The following is a 13,301-nucleotide window of genomic DNA, read 5'->3' on the forward strand; positions in this document are numbered from 1 at the left end:
CAGCCGGGCCGGATCAGCGATCGCCCACCTGGCCCCCGGCGTTGAGGTAGGCGAGAACGGCGAGGACGCGGCGGTGGCCGCTGTCGGCCACGGCGAGACCGAGCTTGGCGAAGATGTTGCCGATGTGCTTGTGCACGGCGTTGTCGGTGACGACGAGCCGTTCAGCGATGGCGTTGTTGTCGTGCCCCTGCGCCATCAACGCGAGTACCTCGCGCTCGCGGGGGGTGAGGGCGGCGACCGGGTCACCGGCGCGTTGGACGAGTTGCGCGATCACCTCGGGGTCCATCGCGGTGCCACCGGCGGCGACGCGGCGCAGCGCGTCGACGAACTCGTCCACCCGACTGACGCGGTCCTTGAGAAGGTAGCCGACGCCGCCGCCGGCGGTGGCCAGCAGTTCGGCGGCGTACTGCTGCTCGACGTACTGCGACAGCACCAGGACCGGAAGGCCGGGATACTCCCGCCGGGCCTGCAGGGCGGCACGGATTCCCTCGTCGCGGAAGGACGGCGGCAGCCGGACGTCGACGACCGTGACGTCGGGCCGGTGCTCCCGCACGGCCGTCAGGAAGCCCGCCGCATCCTCGGCGATGGCGGCGATCTGGAAGCCCGCGCGACCCAGCAGCAGCTCCAGTCCGGTGGACAGCAGCACGTTGTCTTCGGCGATCACCACCCGCACGGCAGCTCCACGGTCATGGTCGTCGGCCCGCCGACCGGGCTGTCGATGTCGACAGTGCCGTCGAGCGCGAGCACCCTGCGCCGGATCCCGGCAATGCCGGTGCCCCGCCGATCGTCGGCGCCGCCGGTGCCGTTGTCGGTGATCACCACCGACAGATTGTCCGCCGCGCGGCTGACCCGTACGCCGGCCGTGGTCGCGTGGCTGTGTCTGGTGACGTTGGTCAGCGCCTCGGCGACGGCGAAGTAGACGACGGCCTCCACCGCGGGCGGCACCCGTTCGAGGTCGCCGATGTCCAACCGGGTCGGCACGGCGCAGCGGGTGGTCAGGGCCGTCAGGGCACCGTCGAGCCCGCGGTCCGCGAGGATCGGCGGATAGACGCTTCGGATCACGTCGCGCAGTTCGGTCATCGCCTCCTCGGTTCCTTCGTGTGCGTCCCGAAGAAGGTCCTCCAGGAACCGCTCGTCGCGCGGATTGTCGGAGAGAGCCTGGCGGGCCACGGCCAGCCGCATCGCGATGGCCACCAGCCGGGCCTGGGTGCCGTCGTGCAGGTCGCGTTCGATGCGGCGCAGCTCCGCGCCGTGTGCGTCGAGCACGTCCGCGCGGGTGCGGGTCAACACGGCAACCCGCTCGGCGAGCTGTTCGTTCGTCGAGTGCGACAGCACCACCAGGCAGATCCGGGCGTGCGCGCGCGCGAACGGCGGGAAGCCCAGGTAGGCCAGCGCGGTGAGCAGGAGGATCTGGAGTGGGCCAAGAGTGAGGGCGGTCGTCCAGCCGGTCACCGGGACGTCGACGAACAACCGTGGCCTGGCCTCCGGCGCGAACGCCCACCACAGGGGTGTCGCGATGGCGGCGACCACGATGTTGCCCACGCACAGCAGGGCGGGCAGCCCGAACGCCACTCCGGTGACGGCGTTCACCGGCAGCCAGAGCAGGGCGTGGGAGGTGCCGCTCGCGGCCGCTCGGCGTCTCGACGCGCCCTGGGCCGGACGCGATGCCAACGGCCTACCGAGCAGCCGGGCGGCGCGGTCACGGTGCCAGTCCGCCCAGAGCCGCGCGAGCCGTGGAACGCACAGCAGTGGCAGTGCGAGCACTGTGGCGACCCCCAGCAGCAACGAACCGAGCAGGTAGACACCGCCCCGCCGCACCTGCACCCACCGTTCCCCCGGCATGACACGACGTCCTTCCTCGGTACCCCGGGAAGCTCGCACCGCCGGCACGGCGTCGTACCCTGCCCTGATTGTCGCCGCCCGCGTCATTCCTGACAGCCGATGGTACGGGGTAGCCGTCCACCCGAGTGCCGGACGCGCAGGCCGCAGCACGGCGCCGCGAGGCCGTGCCCCTCTGCGAGCGAATTCGGTGGCGGCGGTCGCAGCGGGCGTGCGAGCCTCAGGGCGCCCCACCGCCGCACCTGGTGGAGGGCATCGACCACAGTGACCATGACGAGGAGTGACAATGCGAGCAGCTTCCACGCTCCGGACCCTTGACCGTCCTACCGTGGAGTTCTGCTGTGGCCTTGTTGAACCTTGGAATCGTCGCCCATGTTGACGCTGGAAAGACCAGCCTGACCGAGCGCCTGCTCTACGAGGCAGGCGCCGTATCCCAGTTGGGCAGCGTCGACGCCGGCACGACACGGACCGACTCGATGGAGCTGGAGCGCCGACGCGGCATCACCATCCGAGCGGCCGTCACGTCGATCGCCATCGGTGATCTGACCATCAACCTGCTGGACACCCCCGGCCATCCGGATTTCATCGCCGAGGTCGAGCGGTCGCTGGCCGTTCTCGACGCCGCCGTACTCGTGGTGTCGAGCGTCGAGGGGGTCCAGCCGCAGACCGTCGCCATCTGGCGGGCGCTGCGTCGCATCGGCGTACCGACGGTCTTCTTCCTGAACAAGGTGGACCGCCGCGGCGCCGACGTCGAGCGGGTGCTGACCCAGGTACGCCAGCGGCTCGGGGCGCGTCCGGTCCCGCTCACCACGGTCACCGGCCAGGGCGGGCGCGACGTCCGGGTGCGGGCCGTCGGCCTCGACGCCGAACCGGTGCTGGAGGCGGTCGCGGAGGTCGACGACGCGGTGGCGGCGCGGTGGCTGACAGACGAGCCGGTACGCGTCCGCGACGTCCGGCGTGCGATCCGGAACGCGGTGCGCCGCGCCGAGCTCACCCCGGTGGCGTGCGGCTCGGCGATCACCGGAGCAGGCGTACGGCAGCTGTGCCACCTCCTCGCCGACCTGCTGCCGCGTGGCGAGCAGCGGGACGGTCCGCTGGCGGGCACGGTGTTCGCCGTCGATCGGGACGGCCACGGCCGGCGGGCCTGGGTGCGATTGTGGTCCGGGCGTCTGCGGGTGCGCGATCGGGTGCAGCTGGCCGGAACCCGCGCGCAGACGGTGACCCAGATCGCCGTCATCGAGCCCGACGGCGTGCTGGTGCGCCAGTCGGTGTCCGCCGGTCAGATCGCCGCGGTGCGTGGCGTCTCGGCCCGGATCGGCCAGCACATCGGGGACCCGCCCCGGCGGCACGGCTACCGCTTTCCGCCGCCCACCCGGCAGGCGGTCGTCGAACCGGTGCAGCCGGAGCAGCGGCTGGCGATGTTCGCCGGTCTGGCCGAACTGGCCGACGAGGACCCGCTGGTGGACCTGCGGCTCGACGAGCAGCAGGCGGAGGCGGTGATCCGTCTGCACGGGGAGGTCCAGAAGGAGGTGCTCGCCGCTCTCCTCGAGGACCGGTACGGCGTCCGGGTGCGCTTCTCCGGCACGCTGACGGCCTGCATCGAGCGGGTCGTCGGCACCGGAGCCGCCGAGGATCGGGTGAACGAGCGCGGCAACCCGTACCTGGCCGGGCTCGGGTTACGGATCGAGGCCGCCCCGGTCGGGCACGGCATCGAGTTCCGTCCCGGCGTCGAACCCGGCCGGCTGCCACCGGCATTCGTCGCCGCCACCGAGGAGGGCGTACGGGCCGCGCTGCGGCATGGCCGGCACGGTTGGCCGGTCACCGACTGTGTGGTGACCATGACGGCTTCCCGGTATCTCCCGCGACAGAGCAGGCCGCATCAGAAGTTCGACAAGTCCATCTCGACAGTGGCGGCGGACTTCCGCCACCTCGCCCCGGTCGTGGTCGCCGCGGCGCTGCGTCGAGCCGGTACCCGGGTGTGCCAGCCGATCGAACGGTTCGACGTCAACCTTCCCCAGCGCACGGTGGAGACGGTGCTGGCGCTGCTCGGTAGGCGGGGAGGGGTGGTCCACGAGACCGCCGTCGCCGGCGGCTACCTCGAGGTGAGCGGCACCCTGCCGTCCTCCCGGGTGCCGCAGGTCGTCGCCGCCCTTCCCGACCTCACCGGCGGGGAGGCTGTCCTGACCACCACCTTCGACCACTACGCCCCGGTCACCAGGGAGGACCCGCCGACCCTGCCCCGGCGCGGACCGGACCCGGACGACCGGGAGGCGTGGTTCCGGGCCGTGCCGCGGTAGTCGCCGGCCCGATTCGGCGGTTGACCCCTCCCGCGCACACCGGGTCGTCGCTCACTGCCCGAGAGAGCGGTAGTGGAGGTGCAGGACGCCGTTTCGGAATCGGCGCTCGTCGAGGAGTTCGAGGTCGGTGCGCGTACCGGTCGGCATCCCGGGTTTGCCCCCGCCGACGACAACGGGCCAGATGAACAGATGGCATTCGTCGACCAGTCCGGCCTCGAAGGCCTGTGCCGCGAGGTTGGCACCTCCCACGGTGATATCGCTGCTGGCCGTGGCCTTCAGTTCGCGTACCGCGGCGGGGTCGAAACGGCGTTCGAGCCGGGTGTCGGCGGTTGACACCGAGGTGAGGGTCGTGGAGTAGACGACCTTTTTCGCCGCCTTCCAGGTGCGCGCGAATTCGGCCGTGAGGTCAGACTGCGCGGCCAGGGCCGGATTGGTCTCCCAGTGGGCCATCGATTCGTACAGGCGCCGGCCGTAGAGGAACGTGTCCGCGGACCGCAGGAGGTCGGTGCAGAGCACGAACACCTCATCGTCCATCGGCAACCACGCGAAGACGCCGCGGTCGTCCTCGATGTATCCGTCGAGCGACATGTTGGTCACGTAGATCAGCTTTGCCATGCGTCTGCCTTTCGGTGATCAGCGGCGAGGATCCGGGGGTTCGCCAACGCGGCGTCCAGCTTGGTGAACGCCTGGCGCCAACCCTCCTCGCTGGGATGTGTGAGGTGCTCCGGCAGCCACTGGCGGATCTCCAGGCGCGTCCGCCCCTCGGACGCGTCGTGGAACTCGACCCGCAACCTCGTCCGGAACGGCTCGATGCCCTCCTGCAGCCGGCCGCCGACGTGCATGAGGCCTTCGAGCAGTTCGCCGTCGGTGACGTCGGTGAGGGCGACGTGGACGTGCACGCGAAGGTCGGGGCTGGCTTCGTTGACCTCCGTCCACCGCTGGAAGCCGCCGGGGCGTACGTCGAACTCGATCTCGTCGCGCGGCAGTGAGTTGCCGGTCGGGCCCCACCACGCCGCCAGGTGGTCGGGGTCGGTGAAGGCTCGGTAGACGAGCTCCCGTGGCGCGTCGAACAGCCGGGAGATGACGAGTTGCGGAGTGTCGGCGTTCATTCGGGCTCCCGGGTGTCGTCGGCCATCTGATCGGTTGCCTGTCCGGCGGCCTGCACCGCGGCAAGGTGGGCATCGAGGCGGGTGAGGGACGAGTCCCAGAACCGCCGGTAGTGCTCGATCCAGTCGGCTGCCTCGCGGAGCGGGGCGGCCTCGAGGCGGCTCTCGCGCCACTTGCCCGACCGCGACCGCGAGATGAGCGCGGCGCGTTCGAGCACCTTCAGGTGCCGTGACACCGCTGGCATCGAGATGGAGAAGGAAGCGGTGAGGTCGGTGACCGTGGCGTCGCGTTCGGCCAGCTCGGCGAGGATCGCCCGTCGAGTCGGGTCGGCGAGCGCCGAGAACACCGCGCTGAGCTGATCGGTGCCAGCCATCCGAACCCCTCCCTTCACTTAACGAACATGTTAAGCGTATTGAGGTGTCGATGATGGTGTCAACGGGATTCGTTCGCTGACACGGGCGGCGACTGCGGATCGGCGCCCTCGGGCGGGACGCGAGGCACCGGCACGGCTGGTTAGTCTGGGGACGCCCGGCCGGCCAAGCCGACCGGAGCACTGGTGCAGACCCGTTCAGATCACCGCATCGCGATGAGCATGAGCGTGACCGGCCTGCGTACGCCGGGGATCGAGTTCGACGAACCGTCCTGCGTCGACAAGACCTTCCCGCAGTTCCACGAGGAGTTCGCCGCCCTGGCACGTGGCTGGGGCCTGTCACTGGACGAACGGGAAAGCAACGTCTGAGTCCGAAGCGGCAACCCCGACCGCGCCCTGGCCGGATGTCCGGGTACCTGTCTCACGGGTGCGGCGACTGCTGCGTGAGGATCAGTTGTCCGAGTTCCTGGGTGCATCGGGTGAGCGCGACGTAGAGGCCGTTCCAGCCGCGCGGCTCGGCGGCGACGCCCTGGGGGTCAATGAGGAGCGTCGCGTCCCATTCCAGCCCCTTGGACTGGGTGGCGGTGAGCACCGGCACATCACTCAGCACGGCCACGAGTTCGGCGACGCGGTCGGCGGGGGCGATGACGCCGACCGTGCCCCCGTGCCACCGGTGCCGCAGCTCCCGCACCGCTTCGGCGGCAGCACCAGCAAGCTCGGTGGGTGCGACAGTGCGCTGCCAGGGGGCGATGCCGGAGGAGCGCACCGCCCGGGGTGGCACGTTGTGGCTGCCCGCCTTCTTCAAGACCGGTTCGGTGAGGTCCATGACCTCGCGCGGGGTCCGGTAGCAGATGGTGAGTTCCGCGGCGGTCCACCGGTCTCCGAAAGCGGCCCGCACCGCTTGCGCCCAACTGGTGTGCCGGTGGGCCGCCTCGGCCTGGTCGATGTCGCCGACGGCGGTGATGGAGCGACTGGGGCAGCGGCGGAGAACCATCTGCCACTGCATCTCGGACAGCTCCTGCGCCTCGTCGATGACGACGTGGCCGTACACCCAGCTGCGCTGCCGGCGAGCGCGGTCGGCGACGAACTCGCCAGGTGGTTGCGGGGCGTCGACCTCACCGAGCAGGTCGGCAAGGGCGTCGAGCAGGGGAATGTCGCTTGGTGCCCACCCGGCGGGCTCGGCCGCGACTGCGGTGATCTCCTCGGGGGACAGCTGCGGGGCGAACCGGGCCAGCAGGGCGCGGTCGGTCAGGAGATCACGCAGCAGGGTTTCGGGGTCGAGGGTGGGCCACCACGCCTCGACGAACCGGGCGATGGTGGCGTTCTCGGCGATACGGCACCGCAACTGTTCGATCTCCTCCTCGGAGAGCAACCCGTCGATGTCGCTGCCGGTGGACGTCCGGGCGGAGCGGGGGTCGTGGCCCATGCCCTTGTCGACGCGGGCGAGGATGTCCTCGAAGCCCTCCTCCATCTCGTCCATCAGCGCCTCGCGCTGCTCGGCGACGACATCGGCGAGAAGGTGGTGCAGCTGCTCGGCGAACACCGCGCGGGCGCGGTGGTACGGGCGGCCCTGCACCGCCGAGGCGAGCGCGTGCGCCACCGTCGGGGCGGGGATGACGAAGAACTCGCCCTCCCAGCGCAGCTTCAGCTCGCGGGGCCGGGGGAGCAGCGACGTGACGTGGTTTTCGAGCGCGGACTGCCAGAGGGCGCGGCCCTTGACCTCGGCGAGAAGCCGGCTCTCGTCGCGGCCCACCTGAACGTCGGCCAGCAGGGTGTCGCAGGTCGCCGAGACGACGGCGGTCTCACCGAGGGCGGGCAGCACCTGGGCGATGTACTGGAGGAACCGCGGCGAAGGGCCCAGAACCAGGACCGCCTGGTCGGCCATCTTCCGGTGGGTGAACAGCAGGTACGCGACGCGGTGCAGCGCAACAACCGTCTTGCCGGTGCCGGGACCGCCCTGAACGATCAGCGGGCCGGTCGCCTCCGCCCGGATGATGTCGTCCTGTTCGCGTTGCAGGGTGGCGATCGCCGTCGACATGCGACCGGTGCGCCGCTGGTCGAGGGCGGCCAGCAGCGCGCCTTCGCCGACGAATTCGGCAGTCGCGGTGCCGTCCAGAGGCTCGTCGTCCACGCCGGCGACAGTCGACCCCGTGGTGCGTATGTGCCGGCGCCGCGCCTGACCCTGGGGGTCGACAGCCGTCGCCGTGTAGAACGGCCGGGCCGCGGGAGCGCGCCAGTCCACCAGCAGTGGCTCACTGTCCGCACCCTCGTCGCGCAGACCGACACGGCCGACGTGGCGAACGGTGCCATCGAGACCGTCGAGGCGGCCGAAGACCAGCCCTTCTCCTGCTCGCTGGAGCTCGTCGTACTGCTGGCGGAGCATGCGCTGGCGGGCCTGCGCCAACGCGTCGGCGGCCGCTGCCGACAGCTCGACCTGTAGCTGGTCGGCCAGCGTGTCGCGCCGGGCCGTGGCCACGTCGAGAAACGCCTGTTCCTCGGCGATCGCGGATCGGCGCGCGAGGTCCTCTGCGGTAGTTGCCGGTGATTCCTTGAGACCAGCAGTGCCGTTGTTCAGAGCAGACTTCCGGCGCATTCGCAAGTCCTTGTCTGGGTATCCGTCGGCCCGGATGAGCCGCAGTGCGGTCGGCGGCAAGCATAGGGTTGCGTTTCCCTCGTCGCCCAGGAAGTTCGCCGGCAGAGATGGGACTCTCAATACCTTGCAGTTTCGGATCGCTTGTGGCCCCGCTCAATCTCCATTTCCATTACGCAACTCCTTCGGCGGCCGGCTCGTTGTGACCAGGGCGGCGGACGGAGGCGGACGATGGTGGCGGGGCGGGGTGCCGAACTGCTGCGCCCTCCACGGAGTTCGGGTCGAGCGACGTTCCTGGAGCTGTTCTTCGACCTGGCCTTCGTTGTGGCCCTCACCCGGGTCTCGCAACGATTCGCCGAGTTGCGCGACGACACGGGTTGGGCGCTCGGCACGGGGTTCGGGCGCACCCTGCTGCTCTTTCTGGCGCTCTGGTTGATCTGGTCGCACACCGTCTGGATCACCAGTCGGTACGAACCGGAGCGGTCGATCATTCAAGCCGTCGTCGTCGGCACCATGTTCGCCGGCCTGATCATGGCGGTGACGCTGCCCCGCGCCATGGAGGAGCGAGCGCTGCCGTTCACGGTCGCGTACCTGATGGTGATGGTGGTGCGGCCGCTGGTGGTCGCCGTCGCGCTGCGTGGCCATCCGCGACGGCTGGTGCCGTTCCGGCTTGTCGTCTGGGCTCTGGTGAGCACGCCGTTATGGTTGGCCGGCGCGTTGGGACCGGATCACCTCCGCCTGCCGCTGTGGGTTGCCGCCCTCGCTGTCGACTACCTTGCCTGGGCATTGGGCTGGCCGCTGCCGTGGCTCGGGGTTTCGAGAGTGGGCCGGTGGCAGATCGACGGGACCCATCTCGCGGACCGTTATCAGCAGATGGTGCTCATCGCTCTCGGTGAGTCGATTCTGGTCGTCGGCACGGTCTTCGGCGGCGCGGACTATTCCGCCGGGCGGGCAGCCGCCTTCTCGATAGCGTTCGTCACCAGCGCGCTGCTCTGGCGGATCTACTTCTATCGCGCCGGTCTGCTGTTGACGGAGACGTTCGGCCGGGCGGGTATGCCGGGTCAGTTGGGCGCGGTGTCGGGATGGACGCACCTGGTGATCGTGCTCAGCGTCCTCGTCACGGCTGTCGGCTACGAGTTGGTGATCGATCATCCGTACGGGCAGCCGCGGCCCGGTTGGCTGCTGTTCGTGGTGGGCGGTCCGACACTCTTCCTCGTTGCCCGGATGCGGCTGGAGTACGAGATTTTCGGCCAGGCCTCCCGACCCCAGATCATCGGCGTGGCCGTTCTGTTGCTGGTCACGCCGGTGCTGACCCGCTGGGCGCCGATGGCCGGTCTGAGCGTGGTGGCCGTTGTGCTGGCCCTGGTCGTGCTCCTCGGCGCGCTGCGAGGGCGGGGCCGGTCGCTGGAGTTCTCCACCTCGCCGATCGGACGGGAGGCGTCCGGAGATCGCGACTCCGAGGCGTGACGCGGCTGTCGTCGATCGTCGCAGTGGCCCGTGTCGCCGCGTACCCTCCCGCGTCGCGCGTTGACGTCGCACCGGCCCTGCCGTCGCAGCTGGTGACGAGCGACACCCGCAGGAGCCAGGCCAGATAGAACGGTCGGTCTTGACGTCGGGGCCAACTGACGGGTACGGTCCTCACAGACAGAACGTTCGTTCTACCTGGTGTCCGCCGGGTGCGCGGCTGTCTCTGGAGGAGAGCGCCATGCCTACCAAGATCACCCTCATCATCGGCAATCCCGCCGACCCCGCCGAGTTCGAGAAGGTCTACGCCGACGTGCGCCGGGCCGCGGAGACGTTCCCGAAGCTCCAGCGGGTCGAGTCGGCCAAGGTGTGGCCGAAGGAAGACGGCACGCCCACTCCCGCCTACCGGACGCTCGACCTGTACTTCGCCAGCTACGAGGACGCCTCCGCCGCAGTCGCGACGCCCGCTGCCGGCGCCGTCTTCGGTGGGCTCCAGGGCGCTCAGGTGGAGATCACGGGGCTGTTCTCGGACATCGAGTAGCACCGCCGTCCCGTCCCGGCGGTGGCCGCACCCCGCCGGGCGCCCCTTCGCTCCGGAATCACCGAGAGGATGACCATGACCACCCTTGCCGTTCCCGGCATCTCGACGACGGCCGCTGCCTTGCGGCGGCTCTACTTCGGTCGCTTCGCCTTCGCAATCGTCTGGGCCGCCGTGACGTTCCCACTCGCCAAGCACCTGAACCCCCTCACCGCCGCGCTGCTCGTGCTCTATCCGCTGTTCGACGTGGCCGCCGCCATCGTCGATGTTCGTGCGTCGCGGGCCACCGGATCGCCCACCCTGCTGTACGTGAACGTCGCGATCAGCCTCCTCGCCGCGGTGGGCCTGGGCATCGCCGGCGCGTCCGGCATCCCCGCGGTCCTGCGCGTCTGGGGCGCCTGGGCGGTCGTGGCCGGGCTGGTGCAGCTGATCGTGGGCGTCACCCGCCGCCGGATGGGCGGCCAGTGGCCGATGATCATCAGCGGTGGCATCTCCGTACTCGCCGGTGGATCGTTCATCGCGGCTGCCTCCGCGGACAACCCGGCGCTGACCAACGCGATCGGCTACGCCATCCCCGGCGCTATCTTCTTCCTCATCGCGGCCATCCGCCTCGGCCGCGCCGCGAAGGGGAACTGACGTGCAGAACGCCACGTACGACGTCGTAGTCATCGGCGCGGGGCCGGTGGGGGAGAACGTCGCCGACCGCGTCGTGCGGGGCGGCCTGACCGCCGCAATCGTCGAGCGGGAACTGGTTGGCGGTGAGTGCTCGTACTGGGCCTGCATGCCGACCAAGGCGTTGCTGCGCAGCCAGTCAGCGCTCCGGGCGGCTCGTCAACTGCCCGGAGCGCGCGAGGCGGTGACCGGCGAGTTGGACGCGGCGGCAGTGCTGCGCCGCCGGGACTCCTTCGTGTCGAACTGGACGGACGACGGGCAGGTGTCCTGGCTGAACTCGGCGGGGATCGCGCTGCATCGCGGCCAGGGGCGGATCAGCTCCGACCGCGTCGTCGAGGTGACCGGCGCGGACGGCGCCACCACCTCGCTCACCGCCCGACACGCGGTCGTCATCGCGACCGGAAGCAGCGCACTGGTGCCGGACATCGCCGGTCTGCGCGAGGCGGCACCGTGGACCAGCCGTGCGGCCGCCGCCGCGAGCGAGGTTCCCGGCCGGCTCGCCATCATCGGCGGTGGCGTGGTGGCCGCGGAGATGGCGACGGCGTACGCCGGTCTCGGATCGACGGTGACGGTACTCGCTCGGGACGGGGTGCTCACGAAGGCGGAGCCGTTCGTCGGCGAGCGGGTCACGCAGTCCCTGCGGGATGCTGGCGTGTCCGTCCACCTCGGTGTCGAGGCCACGTCGGTGCGCCGCGACGGCGACGGCACGCTGCACATCACGCTCACCGACGGCGGACAGGTCGACGCGGACGAAATCCTCGTCGCGATCGGCCGTACGCCGAACACGCAGGACGTCGGCCTCGACCGGGTCGGCCTGAAGCCCGGTGCCTGGCTCACTGTCGACGACACCCTGCGGGTGGTCGACGGCTCCGGCGCGTTGATCGGCGATGGATGGCTGTACGCGGCCGGGGACGTCAACCGGCGGGTGCTCCTGACCCACCAGGGCAAGTACCAGGCTCGCGCGGCGGGCGACGTGATCGCCGCGCGGGCCAGGGGCGAAGCGGCAGACGACCGGCCGTGGGGTCGGCACGTCGCCACCGCCGACGCGCACGCCGTGCCGCAGGTCGTCTTCACCGACCCGGAGGTCGCCTCGGTCGGGCTGACCGCCGCCGCCGCCGAGGGCGCCGGGCTGCGCATCCGGGTCGTCGACTACGACCTGGGCGCCGTCGCTGGGGCAGCGCTGCACGCCGACGGCTACCAGGGGCATGCCCGGATGGTCGTGGACGAGGACCGGCGGGTCATCGTCGGCTTCACCCTCGTCGGCCCGGACGTGGCGGAACTGCTCCAGGCCGCGACGATCGCCATCGTCGGTGAGGTCCCCCTGGAGCGGCTGTGGCACGCCGTGCCCGCGTACCCGACCGTCAGCGAGGTCTGGCTGCGCCTGCTGGAGGCGTACGGCCGCTGACCTGAGCTGCTCGGCCGTGCGCGCTGTCGCAGCTGCGGCGCGGCTCGGCCGTAGTGGACACACGAAGGAGCTGGGTCATCCCCGCCTGGGGGTGGCCCAGCTCGAGGTCGTGCGGGCGGCGGTCGGGCGAGAAACTAGCGGGCCGACTCTGCCGACTGACGTTCCGAGTTGATCCGCAGGAGTCCTTCGACCCCGCGCAGGAAGGTCTCGGACACCAACGTGGGGTCGGTGAGACATCCGGCGGCCATGGCGCCGTCCCGGAGCATGACGAAGTGACGCGCGGCAGGATCGGCCGTTTCCTCGTGGACCTGTGCCATGAGCATGGTGATGGTGTCCAGGAACCACTGCCGGTGGGCCAGGAGTTCCTGGTGCACGGGATGGTTCGTGTCGGGGTATTCCGCTGCGGCGTTCAGGAACGCGCACCCGCGGAACCCGGGGGACTGGATGTTCTGGGCGATGGAACCGGCGATGGCCAGGAGTGGGTCGACCGGCGATCGGTTGGTGGCCAGAGCCTCGTCGACCATGCCGCGCTCCAGCTGATGCACCTCACGCAGGTAGGCCAGGATCAGGTCGTCCTTGCTGGGGAAGTGCCGGTAGAAGGTGGCCCTGGTCACCTTCGCCTCGGCGATGATGCGGTCGACGCCGACGGAGTGGATGCCCTCCGTGTAGAAGATCCTGGTCGCCGTGCGGAGAAGCCTGAGTCGTGCCTCGGAAGGCCGGGCGTCGGGTTCGTCGCGCGTCATCCTCCCATCCTAGCGACAGAACGTTCGGTCTGGTCTGTTTCCACGGTATGGGGTGCGGCACCCGCTACCGGGTGCCGCACAAAGATTTGATGATCCACGCAATTTTTCCATCCGGCCGACGGTGGCCTCGAAAATGCTGAACTCTGGATGCTGCAACCCACCTGAGCCGGGGACAGCGGACCGATGCGTGCCGCTGGGAGAGATGTTCGGTGGGCCGTCCTCGTCGTCCCTTCTGCACACCGCGAGCAGCGGGCGGTGCGGCATCTCGAAAGGACT

Annotated in this window: 13 protein-coding genes; 6 read left to right on the forward strand and 7 right to left on the reverse strand. The window is 70.4% G+C overall.

Annotation, left to right across the window (positions count from 1 at the left end):
* Positions 1 to 13 precede the first annotated feature (13 nt).
* Both AB0B97_RS00795 and AB0B97_RS00800 read right to left on the reverse strand, forming a co-directional pair.
* Positions 14 to 673 (reverse strand): response regulator transcription factor, encoded by a 660-nt coding sequence (locus AB0B97_RS00795; protein ID WP_357489486.1) that lies wholly within the window; start codon positions 671 to 673, stop codon positions 14 to 16.
* A complete protein-coding gene (locus tag AB0B97_RS00800) occupies positions 661 to 1,842 on the reverse strand; it encodes a histidine kinase (protein ID WP_357489488.1) in 1,182 nt (393 codons plus the stop codon). Before AB0B97_RS00800 ends, AB0B97_RS00795 begins: the two co-directional genes overlap by 13 nt.
* Positions 1,843 to 2,180: 338 nt before the next feature.
* Between AB0B97_RS00800 and AB0B97_RS00805 the strand changes: the two genes are divergently transcribed.
* Positions 2,181 to 4,136 (forward strand): translation factor GTPase family protein, encoded by a 1,956-nt coding sequence (locus tag AB0B97_RS00805; RefSeq protein ID WP_357489490.1) that lies wholly within the window; start codon positions 2,181 to 2,183, stop codon positions 4,134 to 4,136.
* 51 nt (positions 4,137 to 4,187) lie between these two features.
* Here AB0B97_RS00805 and AB0B97_RS00810 read toward each other — a convergent pair whose 3' ends face one another.
* The 3 genes from AB0B97_RS00810 to AB0B97_RS00820 are packed head-to-tail and all read right to left on the reverse strand — an operon-like array spanning position 4,188 to position 5,616.
* Positions 4,188 to 4,751, reverse strand: a complete 564-nt coding sequence (locus tag AB0B97_RS00810) for a dihydrofolate reductase family protein (protein ID WP_357489492.1) — start codon at positions 4,749 to 4,751, stop codon at positions 4,188 to 4,190.
* Positions 4,739 to 5,245, reverse strand: a complete 507-nt coding sequence (locus tag AB0B97_RS00815; protein WP_357489494.1) for an SRPBCC domain-containing protein — start codon at positions 5,243 to 5,245, stop codon at positions 4,739 to 4,741. The genes AB0B97_RS00810 and AB0B97_RS00815 overlap by 13 nt, the downstream gene beginning before the upstream one ends.
* On the reverse strand, positions 5,242 to 5,616 hold the full coding sequence (locus AB0B97_RS00820) for a metalloregulator ArsR/SmtB family transcription factor (RefSeq protein ID WP_234581809.1): 375 nt from the start codon (positions 5,614 to 5,616) through the stop codon (positions 5,242 to 5,244). The genes AB0B97_RS00815 and AB0B97_RS00820 overlap by 4 nt, the downstream gene beginning before the upstream one ends.
* 180 nt (positions 5,617 to 5,796) lie before the next feature.
* On the opposite strand from AB0B97_RS00820, the gene AB0B97_RS00825 reads away from it, so the two are divergent.
* Positions 5,797 to 5,982 carry a hypothetical protein gene (locus AB0B97_RS00825; protein WP_357490581.1) on the forward strand — a complete coding sequence of 62 codons (186 nt, stop codon included), beginning with the start codon at positions 5,797 to 5,799 and terminating at the stop codon, positions 5,980 to 5,982.
* 52 nt (positions 5,983 to 6,034) lie between these two features.
* On the opposite strand, the gene AB0B97_RS00830 is transcribed toward AB0B97_RS00825, so the two are convergent.
* Positions 6,035 to 8,206, reverse strand: coding sequence for a UvrD-helicase domain-containing protein (locus AB0B97_RS00830; RefSeq protein WP_357489496.1), 2,172 nt, complete (start codon positions 8,204 to 8,206; stop codon positions 6,035 to 6,037).
* Between the two features lie 228 nt (positions 8,207 to 8,434).
* On the opposite strand from AB0B97_RS00830, the gene AB0B97_RS00835 reads away from it, so the two are divergent.
* From AB0B97_RS00835 to AB0B97_RS00850, 4 genes are all read left to right on the forward strand, one after another.
* The gene (locus AB0B97_RS00835; RefSeq protein WP_357489498.1) at positions 8,435 to 9,670 is read left to right on the forward strand and encodes a low temperature requirement protein A; all 1,236 of its coding nucleotides are present in this window, start codon (positions 8,435 to 8,437) and stop codon (positions 9,668 to 9,670) included.
* 238 nt (positions 9,671 to 9,908) lie between these two features.
* Positions 9,909 to 10,208 carry a hypothetical protein gene (locus AB0B97_RS00840; RefSeq protein ID WP_357489500.1) on the forward strand — a complete coding sequence of 100 codons (300 nt, stop codon included), beginning with the start codon at positions 9,909 to 9,911 and terminating at the stop codon, positions 10,206 to 10,208.
* A gap of 75 nt (positions 10,209 to 10,283) precedes the next feature.
* Complete coding sequence (locus AB0B97_RS00845; RefSeq protein WP_234581804.1) at positions 10,284 to 10,841, forward strand: hypothetical protein; 558 nt, start codon at positions 10,284 to 10,286, stop codon at positions 10,839 to 10,841.
* A gap of 1 nt (position 10,842) precedes the next feature.
* The gene (locus tag AB0B97_RS00850) at positions 10,843 to 12,282 is read left to right on the forward strand and encodes an NAD(P)/FAD-dependent oxidoreductase (RefSeq protein WP_357489502.1); all 1,440 of its coding nucleotides are present in this window, start codon (positions 10,843 to 10,845) and stop codon (positions 12,280 to 12,282) included.
* 134 nt (positions 12,283 to 12,416) lie between these two features.
* Here AB0B97_RS00850 and AB0B97_RS00855 read toward each other — a convergent pair whose 3' ends face one another.
* Positions 12,417 to 13,025, reverse strand: coding sequence for a TetR/AcrR family transcriptional regulator (locus AB0B97_RS00855; protein WP_234581802.1), 609 nt, complete (start codon positions 13,023 to 13,025; stop codon positions 12,417 to 12,419).
* Between the last annotated feature and the right edge of the window lie 276 nt (positions 13,026 to 13,301).

Origin of the sequence: Micromonospora sp. NPDC049004 (assembly GCF_040649315.1) — a bacterium.
In the GTDB taxonomy this organism is placed as follows: Bacteria; Actinomycetota; Actinomycetes; order Mycobacteriales; family Micromonosporaceae; genus Micromonospora.